General features: G+C 67.9%; 17 protein-coding genes and 2 tRNA genes. 5 read left to right on the top strand and 14 right to left on the bottom strand.

Features of this window, described 5'->3' with window-relative positions; genetic code table 11:
• Window positions 1-3 precede the first annotated feature (3 nt).
• The 8 genes from BAC01S_RS13755 to fdxA all read right to left on the bottom strand — a co-directional run bounded on the left by BAC01S_RS13755 (window position 4) and on the right by fdxA (window position 4,452).
• Window positions 4-765 carry a DUF4088 family protein gene (locus tag BAC01S_RS13755; RefSeq protein ID WP_027795286.1) on the bottom strand — a complete coding sequence of 254 codons (762 nt, stop codon included), beginning with the start codon at window positions 763-765 and terminating at the stop codon, window positions 4-6.
• Window positions 766-951: 186 nt separating this feature from the next.
• Complete coding sequence (locus BAC01S_RS13750; RefSeq protein WP_027795285.1) at window positions 952-1,275, bottom strand: AzlD domain-containing protein; 324 nt, start codon at window positions 1,273-1,275, stop codon at window positions 952-954.
• Entirely contained in the window at window positions 1,272-1,979 is a 708-nt protein-coding gene (locus BAC01S_RS31280) for an AzlC family ABC transporter permease (RefSeq protein ID WP_084168578.1), read from the bottom strand. The genes BAC01S_RS13750 and BAC01S_RS31280 overlap by 4 nt, the downstream gene beginning before the upstream one ends.
• Before the next feature lie 142 nt (window positions 1,980-2,121).
• Entirely contained in the window at window positions 2,122-3,027 is a 906-nt protein-coding gene (locus BAC01S_RS13740; RefSeq protein ID WP_027795284.1) for a helix-turn-helix transcriptional regulator, read from the bottom strand.
• A 95-nt stretch (window positions 3,028-3,122) separates the two neighbouring features.
• Complete coding sequence (locus tag BAC01S_RS13735; protein WP_043202207.1) at window positions 3,123-3,602, bottom strand: CreA family protein; 480 nt, start codon at window positions 3,600-3,602, stop codon at window positions 3,123-3,125.
• A 164-nt stretch (window positions 3,603-3,766) separates the two neighbouring features.
• Window positions 3,767-3,842: transfer RNA gene (locus tag BAC01S_RS13730), tRNA-Asn, on the bottom strand.
• Window positions 3,843-3,909: 67 nt separating this feature from the next.
• Window positions 3,910-3,985: transfer RNA gene (locus BAC01S_RS13725), tRNA-Asn, on the bottom strand.
• A gap of 143 nt (window positions 3,986-4,128) precedes the next feature.
• A complete protein-coding gene (gene fdxA / locus BAC01S_RS13720) occupies window positions 4,129-4,452 on the bottom strand; it encodes a ferredoxin FdxA (protein WP_027795282.1) in 324 nt (107 codons plus the stop codon).
• A gap of 275 nt (window positions 4,453-4,727) precedes the next feature.
• Between fdxA and pncB the strand changes: the two genes are divergently transcribed.
• The 5 genes from pncB to BAC01S_RS13695 all read left to right on the top strand — a co-directional run bounded on the left by pncB (window position 4,728) and on the right by BAC01S_RS13695 (window position 10,675).
• Window positions 4,728-5,930, top strand: a complete 1,203-nt coding sequence (pncB, locus tag BAC01S_RS13715; RefSeq protein ID WP_027795281.1) for a nicotinate phosphoribosyltransferase — start codon at window positions 4,728-4,730, stop codon at window positions 5,928-5,930.
• Between the two features lie 110 nt (window positions 5,931-6,040).
• Window positions 6,041-6,703, top strand: coding sequence for a LutC/YkgG family protein (locus BAC01S_RS13710; RefSeq protein WP_027795280.1), 663 nt, complete (start codon window positions 6,041-6,043; stop codon window positions 6,701-6,703).
• Window positions 6,704-8,134, top strand: coding sequence for a sodium:proton antiporter (locus tag BAC01S_RS13705; protein WP_027795279.1), 1,431 nt, complete (start codon window positions 6,704-6,706; stop codon window positions 8,132-8,134).
• Window positions 8,135-8,177: 43 nt separating this feature from the next.
• Window positions 8,178-9,167: a 2-hydroxyacid dehydrogenase gene (locus tag BAC01S_RS13700; RefSeq protein ID WP_027795278.1), complete on the top strand. Its 990-nt coding sequence runs from the start codon at window positions 8,178-8,180 to the stop codon at window positions 9,165-9,167.
• On the top strand, window positions 9,164-10,675 hold the full coding sequence (locus BAC01S_RS13695) for a DNA recombination protein RmuC (RefSeq protein ID WP_027795277.1): 1,512 nt from the start codon (window positions 9,164-9,166) through the stop codon (window positions 10,673-10,675). The genes BAC01S_RS13700 and BAC01S_RS13695 overlap by 4 nt, the downstream gene beginning before the upstream one ends.
• 8 nt (window positions 10,676-10,683) lie before the next feature.
• Here the strand turns inward: BAC01S_RS13695 and BAC01S_RS13690 are convergent, their stop codons facing one another.
• The 6 genes from BAC01S_RS13690 to BAC01S_RS13665 all read right to left on the bottom strand — a co-directional run bounded on the left by BAC01S_RS13690 (window position 10,684) and on the right by BAC01S_RS13665 (window position 17,994).
• Window positions 10,684-11,178, bottom strand: coding sequence for a GNAT family N-acetyltransferase (locus BAC01S_RS13690; RefSeq protein WP_027795276.1), 495 nt, complete (start codon window positions 11,176-11,178; stop codon window positions 10,684-10,686).
• Window positions 11,178-11,453 (bottom strand): hypothetical protein, encoded by a 276-nt coding sequence (locus BAC01S_RS13685; protein WP_027795275.1) that lies wholly within the window; start codon window positions 11,451-11,453, stop codon window positions 11,178-11,180. The genes BAC01S_RS13690 and BAC01S_RS13685 overlap by 1 nt, the downstream gene beginning before the upstream one ends.
• A 67-nt stretch (window positions 11,454-11,520) precedes the next feature.
• Window positions 11,521-12,819 (bottom strand): molybdopterin molybdotransferase MoeA, encoded by a 1,299-nt coding sequence (gene moeA / locus BAC01S_RS13680; protein ID WP_027795274.1) that lies wholly within the window; start codon window positions 12,817-12,819, stop codon window positions 11,521-11,523.
• A 122-nt stretch (window positions 12,820-12,941) separates the two neighbouring features.
• Window positions 12,942-13,562 (bottom strand): molybdenum cofactor guanylyltransferase MobA, encoded by a 621-nt coding sequence (gene mobA, locus BAC01S_RS13675; protein WP_043202206.1) that lies wholly within the window; start codon window positions 13,560-13,562, stop codon window positions 12,942-12,944.
• A gap of 7 nt (window positions 13,563-13,569) precedes the next feature.
• Window positions 13,570-14,682, bottom strand: a complete 1,113-nt coding sequence (moaA, locus tag BAC01S_RS13670) for a GTP 3',8-cyclase MoaA (RefSeq protein WP_027795272.1) — start codon at window positions 14,680-14,682, stop codon at window positions 13,570-13,572.
• A 171-nt stretch (window positions 14,683-14,853) separates the two neighbouring features.
• A complete protein-coding gene (locus tag BAC01S_RS13665) occupies window positions 14,854-17,994 on the bottom strand; it encodes an Rne/Rng family ribonuclease (RefSeq protein WP_027795271.1) in 3,141 nt (1,046 codons plus the stop codon).
• Window positions 17,995-18,842: the final 848 nt, after the last annotated feature.

Raw genomic sequence — 18,842 nt, 5'->3', positions numbered from 1 at the left:
CCTTCAATTCGACTGGCGGCGCGGCTGGCTGCGCTGCGGCGGCATGAAGAAGTTGCGCAGCCATGCGGCGAGGCGCGTGAAGATGTCGTCGGGTTCCTCGACGAAGATTTCTGGCTTGAGCAGGCGCAGATACTCCATGATCTGCTGCGCCTCCTGCTTCTGGAACACGCCATGCGTGATCGCGAGCCGCAACAGGCCGCGCAGTTCGCCGAGGCGCTCGCGCGCCGTGCTGCCCGAGCTCGTCTCGCAGCCGATCTTCGCTTCGTAGATGCGCTGGCGCAGCGACTCCATGAGGCGCCAGGCCGGCGTCTGCATCTTCTCTTCCAGCGTCTGCATATCCTCAACGGACGACTTGATCTGCGCCGCGAGCGGATCGATCAGCACCTGCTCGCCCTGCGCCTCGTCCACGATCGCCGCCGCCCATTCGCGGCACTGCTTGGCCAGCTCCTCGGGCGTCCATTCGGGGCGCGAGGCGACACCGAAGCCGAACTCGCCCGCCTGCTGCAGCAGGATCGAGACGACTTCGGGAAATTCCTTGTCGAGCGTGCGTTTCGCCCACGCGTACTGGCCGCCCGTCAGCATGCGGTGTACCGCGTGCTCGGTGAGCGGCATCATATTGTCGAGCAGCTTCGCGCGCAGGAAATCCTCGAAGGATGGCGTCGCAAACTGCGGGTCGAGCTTCAGCGAGACGCGCAGGAAGGCGTCGAAGTCCTTGCGCAGCGACGCCAGCGTTTCGTCCTTGAGATTGAGGGTGATGTGCCCCATTGTGGTTGCCCCGTGTGATCCTTGCCGCACTGCGCCGTGCTGGCTGTCGCCCGGCACGGGTGACGCCGTGCGGCGCCTCCGCGAACACGCGGGCGACGGCGCCAAAGCAGGCCTTGACGGGATTAACGGCCTCGTGGGGCGAAACTTGAGACGGGCCAGGCGGGAGGCGGCGCGCGGCCGCGCACCCTAGCGCAAAACGACGCCCTGCCAGAGGAAGAACACGCCGAGGCCGACCGCGATCGTGACGAGCGGCCGCCGCGTCAGCACGCTGACGACAATGGCGGCGAGCGCGCCCACGAGCTGCGGATTGCGCCAGCTGAGCTCGGCGCCGTGACCGTGCGGCGAGACGGCCATCGGCACGATGATCGCGGTGAGCACCGTGACGGGCACGAAGCCGAGCGCGGTGCGCACGAGCGGCGGGAACACGAGCCGCTCGCCGAGCACGAAGACGGCGGTGCGCACGAGCCAGGTGATGAGGGCCATGCCGAGGATCAGGGCGACATAGCTCATTGGCGGGCTCCGGCGGCGCGAGGTTCGGCGCGAGGTTCGGTGTGGGGTTCGGCACGACGGGTGACGCGCGGCAGCGACATTGCTACGCCCACCACGACGCCGGCGAGCACGGCGGCGAGCAGCCCGAGCTTGTACGGCCAGCCCTGCCAGAAGAAGGCGAGCGCGCCGGCCGTGACGGCGGCGGCGACATAGCGCACGGCGACGAGCTGCGGCACGACGATGGCGATGAAGGTGGCGACCATCGCGAAATCGAGCCCGAGCGATTGCAGGCCCGGAAATGCGGCGCCGAACAGCAAGCCAACGGCGGTCCAGATCTGCCAGTTCACGTACATCGCGATGCCCGAGCCGAGGAAGTGCCAGGGCGAAACCTCGCCGCCGGGCGGATGGCGGCGGAAGTGCGCCCAGGCGACGGCGAAGACTTCGTCGGTGAGGAGCCCGCCCAGCACGAGACGCCAGCGCAGCGGCAGGTGCGAGACGTAGGGGGCGAGCGTCGCGCTGTAGAGCACGTGACGCAGGTTGACGACGAGCGTGGTCGCCCAGATCACGACAAAGCTCGCGTGCGAGGCGATCAGGCCGAGGGCGATGAACTGCGCGGACCCGGCGAACACGGCCAGCGACATGAACTGGCCATGCCAGAGCGCCAGCGGGCCCGAGGTCACGAGCGTGCCGAAAATGACGCCGAACGGCGCGGCGCCGACCATCATGGGGATCGTGTCGCGTGCGCCTGTGGCGAACTCGTGGGAGCGAGTGGGATGCGTGGTCAAGCTGTCCTCCTGAGACTGGAGGACAGCGTAGCGCTTGCGCGCGCACCTGGCTTGTACGTTCTTGCGGCGGCGCCGACGGAGCTTACGGCGCCTGCCAGCGTCCCGGCGGCACGCCGAACATGCGGCGAAAGTGCCGCGTGAAGTGACTCTGGTCGGTGAAACCGGCGGCGCTGGCGACGTCGGCGACCGTGGCGCCCGCGCGCAGCGGCGCGAGCGAGCGCTGCAGGCGCAGCTGCGTGCGCCATGCGTGCGGCGGCAGGCCGGTCGCGTGCGTGAAGAGCCGGGCGGCGTGAAACGGAGAAAGGCCGACGGCTTTGGCGAGATCGGCGACCCGCAATGGCGCCGTGAGATCGGCGGCGAGCAGGGCCTTCATCGTCTCTACGCGCGCATCGTTCGGCGACGCGCGCACGGGCGCCGCCTCCGTGTGGGCATGGCGCGCGAGCAGGGTCGAGAGCGCGTCGATAAGGGCGCCTTCCACCCGCAGCAGATCGCTGCCGGGGCTCTCTGGGCCGGTCGCGACCGGACTGTCGGCATCGGCCTTGATCGGCACCGCGCCGCGGCGCCGGTCGACATCCGCTTCGAGCAGCCGGTGCGCGTGGGAGAGGCGCCGCGCCAGATCGGCATCGCGGATCACCTCGGAGCCGAACCACGGCAGCGGCTGCGTCCGCCCGGCGATTTCGTCGGCCAGCCCGCGCAGATAGTCGATCGGCACGTACATCACGCGATAGCGCCAGCCTTCGTCCACCGCGCGCGAACCCGTGTGCAACTCGCCGGGATGGATGATCGGCACGGTTCCCGCCTCCGCCACGTACTGCGCGCCCCGGTAGCGGTAGCACTCGGCGCCGTCCTCGATCACCGGAATGGCGTAGGCCTCGTGCCAGTGCGGCGCGAACGTGTGCTCGTGATACTCGGCTGTGACGAGATCCGCGCCGGGCAAGAGCGGTGTGCGCCAGTAGCGGGCGAAATCTCGGAAACGGCGGGCGGTCATGGCGGTGGGCAATCGGGGTGGGCGTCTTTCAGTGTAGCGCGCCCGCGAGCGCACGTAGGCGTACGCAAGCGGGCGGGCGCGCCACGGGGAGGGCGCTAGCGCAGCGGGATCGTCGTGCCTGCCGGCACCGGCACGGCGGTGACGCTGTTCTTGGCGCTGCCGCTCACCACGCGGTCGCTGTAGGTCAGATAGACGAGCGCGTTGCGCTTCGCGTCCACCACGCGTACGACGTGCAGCGTCTTGAAGAGGAAGGACATGCGCTCGTTGAACACGTCGTCCTGCTGCTTGAGCGGCCCGGTGAAGGAGATCGGGCCGACCTGGCGGCAGGCGATGGAAGCTTCGGTCGGATCTTCGGCAATGCCGAGCGTGCCCTTCACGCCGCCCGTGCGGGCGCGCGAGACATAGCAGGTGATGCCGCGCACCTGCGGGTCGTCATAGGCTTCGACGACCACGCGGTCGGATCCGGTGAGGTGAAAATTGGTGTTCACGCTGCCGATCTGCTCGGCGTGGGCGGTGGCGAGCGCGAAGCCGAGGGCGGTGCCGCTCAGCAGGGCGATGAATCGAGATACGGACATATCGGATTCCCGAGGGTAGCGAACCGTCATTATCGGGCAGGCCGGTTCGCCCGCCGGTGCCTGGTGCGCGGATAGCGGGCGAAGCCACGCGACAGCGGGTGCCGCGGGAGGGGCGCGCAAAAAGAAAAAGGCGTTGCGCGATTTCGCGCAACGCCTTCGATTTTTGGCTCCCCGACCTGGGCTCGAACCAGGGACCTACGGATTAACAGTCCGGCGCTCTACCGACTGAGCTATCGGGGAACAGCAATGCAGCAACTCTTTACACCATAAAAAAGCCCGTTGTGGTTAACGGGCTTTTGCGATTCTTTGGCTCCCCGACCTGGGCTCGAACCAGGGACCTACGGATTAACAGTCCGGCGCTCTACCGACTGAGCTATCGGGGAACAACAAAAGCAGAGAACGAGATTCTATGAGGCGCCGAGGGATCTGTCAACACCTCGGCCGCATCCCAAAAACAAATCCGTTCCGGCACGAAACGACGGGCGGTACGGCAGCCGGCGCGGTTCAGCGCGGCACTAACGCGCGATCAACGCACCAGCAGCGCGAGCTTGTCCTTCACGTCCTTGAATTCGTCGGCTTCGGGCAGCGGGGCCTTGGTCTTGGTGATGCTCGGCCAGTCCTTCGCCAGTTCGGCGTTCAGGGCGGTGAAGTGTTGCTGGTCGCCCGGCACGTCTTCTTCGGCGTAGATGGCGTTCACCGGGCACTCGGCCACGCACACGGCGCAGTCGATGCACTCGTCAGGATCGATCGCGAGGAAGTTGGGACCTTCGCGAAAGCAGTCCACCGGGCACACATCGACGCAATCGGTATAGCGGCACTTGATGCAGCTTTCGGTCACAACGTGGGTCATTCAGGCAGCTCCTGCAAGCTTTTGTATCGTGGGAGGGCGCATGGGCCGAAACCAGCATTGTAACTGAACGCGAATTTTCCCTGCGAGAGGCCCGCAAAGGGGGCTTAGATCGTTTCGTGATTAGTTTATGGCGCGGCGCAGGGCATTCCGATTGCCCCGCCGTAGTTGCTCCGGACCGGCTGCAAAGCGCGCGGGCGTGCCGGGCAGGGCGGTAAACGCGTGCGCATTCGGGTAACATGGGGCGCGTCCTCAGAATGCAGTCCGGCTGGCTCATCATGATCATTACTTCGCTGCTCGATACCGATCTGTACAAATTCACGATGATGCAGGTGGTGCTGCATCATTTCCCGGCCGCGAGCGTGGAATACCGCTTTCGCTGCCGCACGCCGGGCGTCGATCTCGTCCCTTACGTCGACGAGATCAGAAGCGAGATCCAGAAGCTCTGCCGGCTGCGTTTTTCCGAAGTCGAGCTCGACTACCTGCGCCGCATGCGCTTCGTCAAGGGCGATTTCGTCGATTTCCTCGCGCTCTTCCATCTGAACGAGAAGTACATCTCCGTGACGCCGTCGCCGAAGAACAACGGCGAAATCGACATCGAGATCAAGGGGCCGTGGCTGCACACGATCCTCTTCGAGATCCCGGTGCTTGCCATCGTCAACGAGGTCTATTTCCGCAACACGCAGCACCATCCGCAATACGACGAAGGCCGCGAGCGTCTGCGCCGCAAGATCGAGCTGCTCGGCGCGAAGCCCGAGTTCGCCGACTGCAAGATCGCCGACTACGGCACGCGCCGCCGCTTCTCCAAGCGCTGGCACGAAGAAGTGATCCTCACGCTCAAGGAGGATCTCGGCGAGCAGTTCGCGGGCACGAGCAACGTGTACTACGCGATGAAGCACAACCTCACGCCGCTCGGCACGATGGCGCACGAGTACCTGCAGGCGTGCCAGGCCCTCGGGCCGCGTCTGCGCGACTCGCAGATCTACGGCTTCGAGATGTGGGCGAAGGAGTATCGCGGCGACCTCGGCATCGCGCTTTCGGACGTGTACGGCATGCAGGCCTTCCTGCGCGACTTCGACGTGTACTTCTGCAAGCTCTTCGACGGCGCGCGCCACGATTCGGGCGATCCGTTCGAGTGGGGCGAGCGCCTCCTCAAGCACTACGAGGACAACCGCTGCGACACGCGCACGAAGACCATGATCTTCTCGGACGCGCTCGACATCCCGAAGGTGCTGCGGCTCTACGAGCGTTTTCGCGGGCGCTGCCGGCTCGCATTCGGCGTCGGCACGAACCTCACGAACGACCTCGGCTACCAGCCGCTGCAGATCGTCATCAAGATGGTTCGCTGCAACGGGCAGCCCGTCGCGAAGCTTTCCGACTCGCCCGGCAAGAACATGTGCGACGACAGGGCCTATCTCGCGTATCTGCGCCAGGTGTTCGGTATCGCGCAGCCCACCGAAGAGGAATGCGCGGGCAAGTAGCACCTTGAGCGGCGCGGGGTGGCACGCGAGGTGCGCCGTTATAATCGGCACCCATGCCCCGCGCGCGAGCGCGTCGCGCTTTTCTTCAACGCAACGAGGATCGATCGCTCATGGACACCACGGCCGCCCGCCGCAGCATACTCGCGCGCATTCGCGCGGCCCAGGGCCGCGAGGCGGCGCCCGCCGCGTCCGAACGCGAGGCCGTGGCCGACTATCTGGCGCGTCATCCCGAAGGACCGAGGCCCACGCTGGAAGGCGACCTCGTCGCGCGTTTCGTGCGCGAGGCGCAGAAGATGTCCAGCACCGTCGAGGAAGTCGAGGGCATGGCCGCCGTGCCGGCCGCCGCGCAGCGCTATCTCGTCGAACGCGGCCTTGCCGTCGAGGCAGTGGCCTGGGCCACGCTCGCTTCGCTCGACTGGGCTGCCGCTGGCCTGACGGTCGAATTTCGCAAACCCGAGGATCGCGATCTGGTCGGCCTCACGGGCTGCTTCTGCGCCACCGCCGAGACCGGCACGCTCGTGTTGCTTTCGAGTCCCGACACCTGGGCTTCGGGCGCGCTGCTGCCCGAAACGCACCTGGCCGTCGTGCCCGCGTCGCGCATCGTCGCGGGCCACGAGGATGCCTTCGCGCTAATGCGCGCCGAACGCGGCGAGTTGCCGCGCGCCGTGAATTTCGTCTCGGGGCCGTCGCGCACCGGCGACATCGAACAGACCATCATCCTCGGCGCGCACGGACCGTACCGCGTGCACGTCATCGTCGTGCATGGCGCGTAAATGACGCACAAGGGCTGTGCAGCGGCGCTTGCCGCCGCTCTGGCGCTGCTGCCCGCCTGCGCGCATGCCGAAGGCGTCGATGGTGCGGCGCTCCCCGCCACCTGGGGGCTGCCGTTCGCGGGCATGCTGTTCTCGATCGCCTTCTATCCGATGTTCGCGCCGGTGTTCTGGCATCGGCATTTCGGCAAGATCGCCGCGGCGTGGGCGCTCGCATTCCTCGTGCCGTTCGCGGCGACGCACGGCATCGCCGCCGCCTGGCCGATGTTCCTGCATGCGCTGATCGACGAATATCTGCCGTTCATCGTCCTGCTCGGCTCGCTTTACACGATCGCGGGCGGCATCTGCGTGTACGGCACGCTGCGAGGATCGCCGCGCACGAATACGGCGATCCTCGCGCTGGGCGCGCTGCTCGCGAGCTTCATGGGCACGACCGGCGCGGCCATGCTGCTGATCCGGCCGCTCCTGCGCGCGAACGATAACCGGCGGCACAACGTGCATGTCGTGGTGTTCTTCATTTTTCTCGTGGCGAACGCGGGCGGAATGCTCACGCCGCTCGGCGATCCGCCGCTCTTTCTCGGCTTCCTGAACGGCGTGGGTTTCTTCTGGACTACGCAGCATCTCATCCTGCCGATGCTCTTTGTCTGCGGCGTGCTGCTCGCCGTATTCTATGTGATCGACGTGCGGCTCTTCGCCCGCGGAGACGAAGCGCGCGCCGCGTTCCTCGACCCGACGCCTCCGACGCCTGGTATGGGCTGGCTCGGCATCGGCGGCAAGTTCAATTTCGCGCTGCTCGCGGGCGTGATCGGTCTCGTGCTGCTGAGCGGCGTCTGGAAGCCGGGTATCGCGCTCACGGTGCCGGGGGCGCGCATCGAACTGCAGAACCTCGTGCGCGACGCGGGCCTCGTTCTGCTCGCGGTCGCGTCGCTTGTTTTCACGCCACGCGAAGCGCGTGCCGGCAACGAATTCAACTGGGCGCCCATCGCCGAGGTCGCGAAGCTTTTCGCAGGCATCTTCGTGACCATCACGCCCGTCATTGCGATTCTGCGCACGGGCGAGGCGGGCGCATTCGCGGGCATCATCCGCCTCGTGAACGACGCGCCGGGCCGACCCAACGACGCGATGTATTTCTGGGCAACGGGCCTCTTGTCGTCCTTCCTCGACAATGCGCCGACCTGGCTCGTGTTTTTCAATCTCGCGGGCGGCGACGCCCAGACGCTCATGACATCGGGCGCCAGGACGCTCGCGGCGATTTCCGCGGGTGCGGTGCTGATGGGAGCAAACACCTACATCGGCAACGCGCCGAATTTCATGGTGAAGGCGATCGCGGAATCGCGCGGCGTGCGCATGCCGGGTTTCTTCGGCTATCTTGGCTGGTCCTGCGCGATACTTGTGCCGATATTTCTTGCGGCGACCTGGCTCTTTTTCGCCTGAGCGTCGCCCGCGTATGCAACCGAAACCGAAGTGGAGAGCAACGATGCAGAAGATCCTCGTGGCGCGGCCCATTTTTCCCGACGTGATCGAGCGCCTCAAGCAGCATTTCGAGGTGGACTGGAACAACGGCGACGCGCTGCCGGCCGACGAGCTCGCGCGGCGTCTCGCCGACAAGGACGGCGCGCTCACGGCCGGCGACCCGATCAACGCCGCGATGCTCGCGGCCGCGCCGCGCCTGCGAGTGGTCGCGAATATGGCCGTGGGGTACAACAACTTCGACATGGCGGCGTTCAATGCCGCGAACGTGCTGGGCACCAACACGCCCGACGTGCTCAACGAAACCACGGCCGACTTCGGCTGGGCGCTGATGATGGCGGCCGCGCGCCGCATCACGGAATCGGAGCACTACCTGCGCGCGGGCAAGTGGGAGAAGTGGTCGTACGACATGTTTATCGGGCCCGACGTCTACGGCTCGACGCTCGGCGTCGTCGGCATGGGCCGCATCGGCCAGGCGATCGCGCGGCGCGCGCAGGGCTTCAACATGCGCGTGATCTATCACAACCGCTCGCGCGTCGCGCCGGAAATCGAATCCGCGCTGAATGCCGAATACCGCACGAAGGAGGCGCTGCTGCGCGAGGCCGATCACGTCGTCCTCGTGCTGCCCTACACGGCGGAAAACCATCACACGATCGGCGCGGCGGAGCTTGCGCTGATGAAGCCCACGGCGACGCTCACCAATGTCGCGCGCGGCGGCATTGTCGACGACGCCGCGCTGGCCGAGGCGCTGCGCGAGCGCCGCATCGCGGCAGCGGGCCTCGACGTGTTCGAAGGCGAGCCGAAGGTGCATCCGGCGCTGCTGACCGTGCCCAACGTCGTGCTCACGCCGCATATCGCGAGCGCGAGCGAGGCGACACGCCGCGCCATGGCGAACCTCGCCGCCGACAATCTCATCGCCGCGCTGGGCGAGGGGCCGCGCGCGGGACGCCCGCCCAATCCGATCAATCCTGACGTCATGGGGAAAGCCCGTTCATGAGTCCGTTGCTGTTGATGTCCGTCGCGACGCTGCTGGTCGCGATAGCTCTCGTTGTCGCGCTCGTCGTGCTGATGCGCGCTCGCCGGGGCGACGAAGCCGATGCGGCGCACGCGCTCCACGAAGGGCTGGATGCGTTAAGCGACCGCCTCGCCGCCTCGACCGAGACGCAGTCGCGTGCCGCTGAGCGCATCGAACGCGAACTGCGCAACGAAATCGCGCGCACGGCGCAGGCCTCGCGCAGCGAGTTCGGCGGCGGCTTCGCCCAGGTGCAGCAGGCGCTGGCCGCGCACCTCACCAGCATTGCGACGGTGCAGAACAACCAGATCGACGGTTTCGCGCAGCAGCTCGTCAAGCTGACCGAGACCAACGCGCAGCAGCTCGAAGCGGTGCGCCAGAGCCTGCAGCAGCAGGCGCAGCAGGCGCGCGACGAGCAGGGCGCCGCGCTGCGCCATTTCGGCGGCGTGTTGGCGCAGCAGCTCGCGCAGCTCACGGAGGCGAACGACCGGCGCTTCGCCGAAGTGCGCGCGACGCTGGAGCAGCGCCTGAAGGACATCGAGGCGAACAACGCCGCGAAGCTCGAAGAGATGCGCCGCACCGTCGACGAAAAGCTGCATGCGACGCTCGAACAGCGCCTTGGCGCGTCGTTCAAGCTCGTGTCGGATCGTCTGGAGCAGGTGCATCGCGGGCTGGGCGAGATGCAGACGCTGGCGGCCGGTGTCGGCGACCTGAAGAAGGTGCTCACGAACGTGAAGACGCGCGGCACGTGGGGCGAGGTCCAGCTCGAGGCGCTGCTCGAACAGATGCTCACGCCCGACCAGTACGCGAAGAACGTGGCGACGGTGCCGAAGAGCAACGAACGCGTCGAGTTCGCGATTCGCCTGCCAGGACGCGGTCTGGGCGAGGGCGCCGACGGCACGGCCGCGCCCGTGTGGCTGCCGGTGGACGCGAAATTCCCGCGCGAGGACTACGAGCGCCTGATCGACGCGCAGGAGCGCGCCGACGTGCCGGCCATCGAGGAAGCGGGCCGCGCGCTGGAGGCGCGCGTGCGGGCCGAGGCGCGCACGATTGCGGAGAAGTACGTCGCGCCGCCGCACACCACGGACTTCGCGCTGCTGTTTCTGCCGACCGAGGGACTCTACGCGGAGATCCTGCGCCGCCCGGGTCTGACCGACCTGCTGCAGCGCGATTTCCGCGTGACGGTGGCCGGCCCCACCACGCTCACGGCGCTGCTCAACAGCCTGCAGATGGGTTTCCGCACGCTCGCCATCGAGCGCCGCTCAAGCGAGGTGTGGCAGGTGCTGGGCGCGGTAAAGACGGAGTTCGGCAAGTTCGGCGATGTGCTCGCAAAGACGAAATCGCAGCTCGAAACGGTGACGCGCTCGATCGAGGCCGCCGAGGTGCGCACACGCGCGATGAACCGCAAGCTGCGCGACGTGGAGGCGCTGCCGGGCGAGGAAGCGACGGACCTGCTGGGCGACGCCTTGCGCAACGGCGCCGCCGACGAATAGGCGCGGGTTCAGGCCGGCTGTTCGGCCGGCGTGGCGAGGCGTTCGAGCGCCTCGCCGGCCACGCGCACGACGCGCCATTCCGGCAGCACGGTGGCGCCCATCTTCTCGTAGAAGCTGATGGCCGGCTGGTTCCAGTCGAGCACGGTCCACTCGAAGCGTCCGCACTGACGTTCCACGGCGATGGCCGCGAGCGCGCGCAGCATCGCCGTGCCGAGGCCGGTGCCGCGCTGCGACGGCTGCACGTAGAGGTCTTCGAGATAGAGCCCGCGGCGGCCGAGGAAGGTCGAATAATTGTGGAAGAAGAGCGCATAGCCGACGATCTTCCCGGCCTCTTCGGCGACCAGCGCCTCCGCCGCGGGACGCGCGCCGAAGAGCGCGTCGGCGAGCCCCTCGGGCGTGCCGACGAACAGATGCGTGAGTTTTTCGAACTCGGCCAGTTCGTACATCAACGCGTGCATGGCGCCGACGTCGGCCGGCGCGGCTGCGCGGATCGTCGCCGGCATTACGCTTCCTCCGGCGCGTCGGTAAGGTGGATTTCGATGCCGCCGAAGCGCGCCGCGACCCAGTTATAGGCGTGGCAGGCGATCCACAGCAGGATGAAGCCGACGATGGCGTTGAGCAGCAGCGCGCTGAAGACGGTGGCCAGTTCGAAGGTGCCGTAGCGCAGGAACGCGACGACGGCGACGAGCAGCACGAGCGGCACGCTGAACGTCAGGTACACGAGGATGAGCGCCTTGGCAGTCTGCCCCGCGGCAATGAACGAGATCTGTTTTTTCATGTGAGTCGGTCCGTATGACGTGGTGGACGTGTCGAATTCGACAAAGGCTGGAATGGATTGGCCCGTGTTAGACGAGTCCGTCGAAAAGCATGATCTCGACGGCTTCGCCGGCGTCGAGATCGGAGGCTTCATGGGCGAGCACGATAAAGCAATTTGCCTCGCTCATGGTGCTGAGCGCGCCGGAACTTTGTGATCCCGTTGGCGTGACGCGCCATTCGCCGCGTTCGTCGCGGTGCGCCTCGCCGCGCTGGAATTCGGTGCGGCCGGCCCGCTTGCGGATCGGCGCGTCGCAGCGCGCCGGGATCAGCGGCACGGGCTGCGGGGCGGCGCCTGCCATGGCCAGCAGGGCGGGGCGCACGATCTGGTAGAACGTCACCATCGTCGCGACCGGGTTGCCCGGCAAGCCGAAGAGGAGCGCCGCGCGCCCCGCGCCGGGCCTGCCGCCCGACCAGATGCGGCCGAACGCGAGCGGTCGGCCGGGGCGCATCGCGAGGCCCCAGAACGTGACATCGCCGAGCGTCTGCAACTGCTGGCGCGTGAAATCCGCTTCGCCAACCGAAACGCCGCCCGAAGTCAGTACCACGTCGGCGCACTCGGCGCCCAGCTTCAGCGTGGCGGCGAGGGCGGCCGGTTCGTCGCGCACGAGGCCGAGGTCGATGGCTTCGACGTCGAGCCGCTTGAGCATGGCGCCCAGCGTGTAGCGGTTGCTGTCGTAGATGCAGCCCGCGTCCAGCGGCTCGCCCGGCGAGCGCAGTTCGTCGCCGGTCGAGAAGTAGGCCACGCGCAGCCGTTGCTTCACGTCGACGTCGGTGAAGCCGAGCGAAGCGATCAGGCCGATGTCGGAGGCGCGCAGGATGCGGCCGGCGCGCAGGGCGGCGCTGCCCTGCGCGAGATCTTCGCCGCGGCGGCGGCGGTTTGCGCCGCGCGCGACGGCTTGCGCGGCAAACGTCACGCGATCGCCTTCGCGCTGCGCGTGCTCCTGCGGGACGACCGTGTCGCAGCCGGCGGGCATCGGCGCGCCGGTCATGATGCGCGCGCACGCGTTCGCTGCGATTCCGCCCGCGTACGGATGCCCTGCAAAGGCCTTGCCTGCGACCTCAAGGGTCAGCGTGTCGCCAGTATGGGTTTGCAGCGCGGCACCGTCGAACGCGTAGCCGTCCATGGCGGCGTTGTCGTGCGCGGGGACGTCGATCGGCGAGACCACGTCCGCGGCGAGCACGCGCGCCAGGGCATCGCGCAGCGGTACGCGCTCGCTTGCGGCCAGCGGCGTGACCCATTGCAGCACGATGGCCTGGGCGGCGCTTACGGGCAGGGCTTGAGGATCGTAACGGCTGACGCAACCGGACAAAGTGTTAAGCGTGGTCATCGGGTGGAGAGGCGGCGCGTTAAGCCCGGTCGGGTGCGGCGGTCGTACGGGTGGGCATGCCTGATATGCCTCGGGGCGGTGGCTCGCAGGGCGCTCCTGCATTGCTCCCGTTATCCCGTTAGTCAGGCACGGTCGAGGTCGGCGAGCTGCTGCAAAGAGTTGATATTGTAAAACGCACGTTCCTCGGCAAAGGCCACTTCGACTGTCTTGTGGCGCCCGTACCACGCGCGCACCTTGCGCTCGCCCGCGTTCAGAAAACTCGCGAGGTCGTCGGCAAGCGCCGTGCGCAGCAGCACGAAGACCGGGTGCAGGGAAACTTCGCCGGCGGTGTTGGTGGTGGTGACGGTCGCGATGCCGGCGTTTTCGGCGAGTGCCGCAGTCGACAGCCGCGTCGCCAGATCGGCGGGCAGCCAGGGCGAATCGCACGGTGCGGCCAGCAGCCAGTCGGTGCGCGCCGCGGCGAGCCCGGCCAGCAGGCCCGCGAGCGGGCCGGGGTAATCGGGAACGGTGTCGGCGAGCACCTGCGCATGCCATGGGGCGCCGAGCGCCGCGTAGGTTTCGGCGTGGCGGTTGGCGCTGATCGCCAGTGTGCCGACCTGGGGCGCGAGCCGCGCGAGCACGTGCGCCGCGAGCGGCCGGCCATGTAGCGCCTGCAGGCCTTTGTCGGCGCCGCCCATGCGCTGGCCGCGTCCGCCCGCGAGCACGAGTCCCGTGATGGCGGCGGCGGGCAGGTTGGCGAACATCGGCAATTTATCCGCCGATATAGGACATTTCGATGCGGCGTTCGTTGGACTCTGCGGGAGCGGCGGCACTGCCGCGCAACTGCGAGTAGCGGTCGGCGCGGCCTTCCCAGACCTGGGCGATGGCCGCCGAGACCGCTGCGTCGCCGGCGCCGTTGCGCAGGAGCGCGCGCAAGTCGTATCCCATCGAGGCGAACAGGCACAGGTACAGCTTGCCCTCGGTCGAGAGGCGCGCGCGCGTGCAGGTGCCGCAGAACGCGCGCGTCACGCTGGAGATCACGCCGATTTCCCCTGCGCCGTCGGCGTAGCCCCAGCGTTGCGCGGTCTCTGCCGCGTCGTGGGCTTCGAGCGGCACGAGCGGAAAGTGCTCGGCGATGCGCGCGACGACGTCCGCCGAGGGCAGCACCTCGGTCATGTTCCAGCCGTTCGAGCTGCCCACGTCCATGTATTCGATAAAGCGCAGCGTCACGCCCGAGCCGCGGAAGTGCCGAGCCATCGGCACGATTTCGCTGTCGTTGGTGCCGCGCTTGACCACCATGTTGACCTTCAGCGGCGCGAGGCCCGCGGCCTGCGCGGCCGCGATGCCCTCGAGCACGTCGGCGACCGCGAAGTCGGCGTCGTTCATGCGGCGAAAGAGCGCGTCGTCGAGGGCGTCGAGGCTCACGGTGACGCGCGCGAGACCGGCGTCGCGCAGCGTGCGCGCCTTGCGGGCCAGCAACGACCCGTTGGTCGTGAGCGTGAGGTCGAGCGGCTCGCCTTCGGGCGTGCGCAACGCAGCGAGACGTTCGATCAGGAACTCGATGTTCTTGCGCAGGAGCGGTTCGCCCCCGGTCAGGCGGATCTTCGTGACGCCGTGCGCGACGAAAAGCCGCGCGAGGCGCTCGATTTCCTCGAGCGAGAGGAGGGCGGCGTGCGGCAGGAACGGGTAGTTCTTGTCGAACACTTCGCGCGGCATGCAGTAGACGCACCGGAAGTTGCAGCGGTCCGTGACCGAGATGCGCAGATCGCGCAAGGGCCGCACGAGGGTGTCGAGAACCTCGCCGGACGGCGCGCGCGCGGCACCATCCGCCGCGTGGGGCGGCAGCGTGCGGGCATCGGCAACAGGAATGATGCGTCGGGACATCGTGGCTTCGTTCGGGTGTTGGTTGAATTTTAGCCGAACCTCCACCCCGTCCGCCTCACGGAGAGGCAGTGATATATCAAAAAAAAGCCCGCCGATATGGCGGGCTTCCTTTGCGCCAGGCGACGCGGGCGCGACGCCCGGCATCTCCTGGCGAGACAGGCCTTACTGCGCCTAGCGGTTCGTTTCGACCTGCTGCATCGGCGTCGTGTCGACCTGCTGCATCGGCTTGCGCTCGCGCGGCACGCGGGCCGGCTTCACGATCAGTGCGGCTGCGGTCTGAGCCGCGTGCAGCTTGCCGGTGTCGGTGTTGACCCAGACGAGGCCAGCGGCAGCCAGCATCGGTTCCAGCGTTTCGGCCGACAGCGCGGTTATGGCGGCCGGACGGGCCGGGGTCTGTGCCACGGGCGCGGCTGCGACGGGTTCGGCCGCAGGTTGCGCTGCCGGCTCGACCGCTTGCGGCGCCGGTTGTTCCGCCGGTCGTTCTGCCGGTCGCTCGACGGGTTGCAGCGCAGCCGGGGCTTCCACCCGGTCTTCCCGGACAGGGGGCGTTTCAGCCGGGAGCGGCTCGACCGGTGCGGCTTCCGCCACGGGGGCAGCCGTCTCGGCCGGCTCTGCCGCGACAGGCGCGACCGGTTCGGCAACGGCAGGCGCGACGGACTCGACCGGCGCCGCTTGAGCGGGCGCTTGCGCGGACGTTTCCGCCGGTGCTTCCGTCCGGGCAGCTTCCTGGATCACGACGGCTTGCGGCGCTTCCGGCAGGGCCGTCACGACCACCGATTCGGCGACGATCGTGTGCACGGTGACGTCCGGCGTCGGCGCTTCGGCTGCGGCTTGCGCGGCTGCGGCAACGGGCGCCGCGGCGTGTTCGGCTTGCGCCGGCGCTGCTGCCTCGGCCTGAGCGGCGTCTTCCTGCGCACCTTCAGCGCCCACGTCGGCGACGCCTTCGGTTTCGCGTTCGCGACGACCGCCACGGCGGCCGCGACGGCGGCGGCGGCGTTCCTCGCCTTCACGCGGCGCGCCGGCATCTTCATCGGTGGCACCCGGTGCGACGCCTTCCGTCAACACAGCGCCGGTATCTTCGACAGCGGCGGCGTCGAGACGCGCTTCCTGGGCTTCGGCGGCTTCGGTTTGCTGCGTACGGCGGCGTTCACCACGCTCGCCACGTTCACGGCGCTCCCCACGTTCCTGGCGCTCGCCGCGCGGTGCGGCGGCTTCTGCCTGATCGGTGCGGTGCTCGCCGCGTTCCACGCGTTCGATGCGCTGTTCGCGCTCGCCGCGAGCCTCGCGGCCTTCGCGTCCCTCACGGGCTTCACGGCCTTCGCGTCCCTCGCGCGGGGCACGACCCTCGCGGCTTTCGCGCGGCTCGCGTTCCTCGCGGCGCGACGACTGCCCGGCGCGCGCGCTGCCTGCCGCTTCGCCGCGGCCAGCCGCGTCACGGCCACCCGAACGACGATTGCGGTTGCGATCGCCGCCGGTTCCTGCCCCGGCCTTCTCGCCGCGCTCACCACGCGCTTCGCGAGCCGGGCGGGCCGCCTTGTCCTGCTCGGCCGGCGCCGGTGCGGGCACCGCGGCCGGTGCGCCGCCGAAGATACGCTTGACCCAGCCGAAGAATCCGCCGCCGGCCGGCGTCACGGCGACCTGAGCGGCTGCGGGTGCCGCCTCGGCAGGCTTGACCGGCGCGCTCGGCGCCGGACGCTCCGGCGTAATGCCTTTCACCGCGGCTTCCTGCTTGGGCTTGGCTTCGGCGGTGCGCTTGCTGTAACCCGTTTCGGACTCGAGCTCGCGAGCCGCTTCCTCGGCCATCTTCCACGAGGCGCGCGGATCGTCGAGGCGCGCGTCGTCGTGACGCAGGCGCTCGAGCTTGTAGTGCGGCGTTTCGAGGTGCTTGTTCGGAATCAGAACGACGGCGACCTTGAAGCGCGACTCGATCTTGTTGATCTCCGAACGCTTTTCGTTCAGCAGGAAGGCGGTCACTTCGACCGGCACCTGGCAATGGATCGCCGCGGTGTTTTCCTTCATTGCCTCTTCCTGGATGATGCGCAGGACCTGAAGCGCCGACGATTCCGTATCGCGGATATGACCCGTGCCGTTACAGCGCGGGCAGGTGACGTGGCTGCCTTCCGAAAGGGCCGGGCGCAGACGCTGGCGCGACAGCTCCATCAGGCCGAAGCGCGAGATCTTGCCCATCTGCACGCGCGCGCGGTCGTGGCGCAGCGCGTCCTTCAGGCGCTGCTCGACTTCGCGCTGGCTCTTGGCCGACTCCATGTCGATGAAGTCGATCACGATCAGGCCGCCCAGGTCGCGCAGACGCAGCTGGCGCGCCACTTCGTCGGCGGCTTCGAGGTTGGTGCGCGCGGCGGTTTCCTCGATGTCGGCGCCCTTGGTGGCGCGCGCCGAGTTCACGTCGATGGCGACGAGGGCTTCGGTGTGGTCGATCACGATCGCGCCGCCCGAGGGTAGCGGCACCGTGCGCGAGTACGCCGTCTCGATCTGGTGCTCGATCTGGAAACGCGAGAAGAGCGGCACGTCGTCGTGGTACCGCTTCACCTTGTTGACATTGTCCGGCATCACGATATCCATGAAGGCGCGTGCCTGGTCATGGATCTCGGTGGTGTCGATGAGAATTTCGCCGATGTCGGGCTGGAAGTAGTCGCGGATCGCGCGGATCACGAGGCTCGATTCCAGATAGATCAGCATCGGCTGGCCGGTCGTGCCGGCCTGCGACGCGGCTTCGATGGCGCGCCACAGTTGCAGCAGGTAGTTCAGGTCCCACTGGAGCTCTTCGGCGGAGCGGCCGATGCCGGCCGTGCGCGCGATGATGCTCATGCCGTCCGGCAGTTGCAGCTGCGCCATGGTTTCGCGCAGTTCCTGACGGTCGTCGCCCTCGATGCGGCGCGACACGCCGCCGCCGCGCGGGTTGTTCGGCATGAGGACGAGATAGCGGCCGGCGAGCGAGATGAAGGTGGTCAGCGCCGCGCCCTTGTTGCCGCGCTCTTCCTTCTCGACCTGGACGATCAGTTCCTGGCCTTCCTTGAGGGCGTCCTGGATACGCGCGCCGCGCATGTCCACGCCTTCGCGGAAGTACTGGCGGGCGACTTCCTTGAACGGCAGGAAGCCGTGGCGGTCTTCGCCGTAGTTGACGAAACACGCTTCGAGCGAGGGCTCGATGCGGGTGATGACGCCCTTGTAGATATTGCCTTTGCGCTGTTCGCGCCCGGCGGTTTCGATGTCGATGTCGATCAGCTTCTGACCATCGACGATGGCGACGCGCAGCTCTTCCTGCTGCGTCGCGTTGAACAGCATTCGTTTCATTGAACGGCTCCAGAGCGGCTTCGCGCGCAGTCCGTCGCGGCGCCGGGCGAAAGGCCGGGCGGCACCTGGACGGGCAGCGGCATGCCGCGCCTTATCGTGTTTTCACAAGCACGCGGGAGCAGGAACGATGGCGGGGAGAATTGCCTTCAGTGGATCTGGCCGGGGCGACGCGCAGCACGATGGCTGCGATGCCCGGACGGACCGCGGGGCTCATGCGAATACGGCTTCAACAAGCGGCGCGAGTTGCCGCGGGAGCGCGACGACGCGTAGTACCTGCGCTTCCCATCCGGGCGCCGGGTGCGCGATGCAGAGCATCGGAACGCACGGCCGCGACCGGTACAACCGGCATCGACCGCAGCGGCGAACCGCGCGCGCTGCTGGCCGGATCAGGTTTGCGGCCCCCGGTTTCAAACCGGCCGGCCGCGCACGGGAAGCTTTCAGATAACGCCCGTCTTCCCCCTCGGGGTGTCTCGCCATTGTTGACGTCGCCTTGTCCCGCACGTTACGCAGGACGCTTCGGGCGCTCGCCGTTATTCGCCACCGGCGCGTCCTCTCGACGGCCACTTCGACCGTGCGGCGGGATTCGCCGGATGAATTCTTTATACCAACCTTCCGTTACCGTCGGAGCCTGCTGTCAGCCGAACGTGCCTGTGGGCGCCGTCCCTGCCGATGCGGACTTCCGTGCGTGCAACTCGTTGCTTCTCAACTTTCGGGGCAAGCAACTGGCCCCGGGCGCAAGTAAAATAATGGTTTATCGCTTGCTGCCAGCGCAGGCGGCGCGGTTTCGGGACCCGACGGATTGTTAGCCGTTCGGTCGACCTTCGCGCGAGCGCTGGGCAAATTATATT

This window comes from Paraburkholderia acidipaludis NBRC 101816 (assembly GCF_000684975.1).
Lineage (GTDB): Bacteria > Pseudomonadota > Gammaproteobacteria > Burkholderiales > Burkholderiaceae > Paraburkholderia > Paraburkholderia acidipaludis.
The sequence above is the reverse complement of the archived record's forward strand: the minus strand, read 5'-3'. Positions and strand labels throughout refer to the sequence as shown.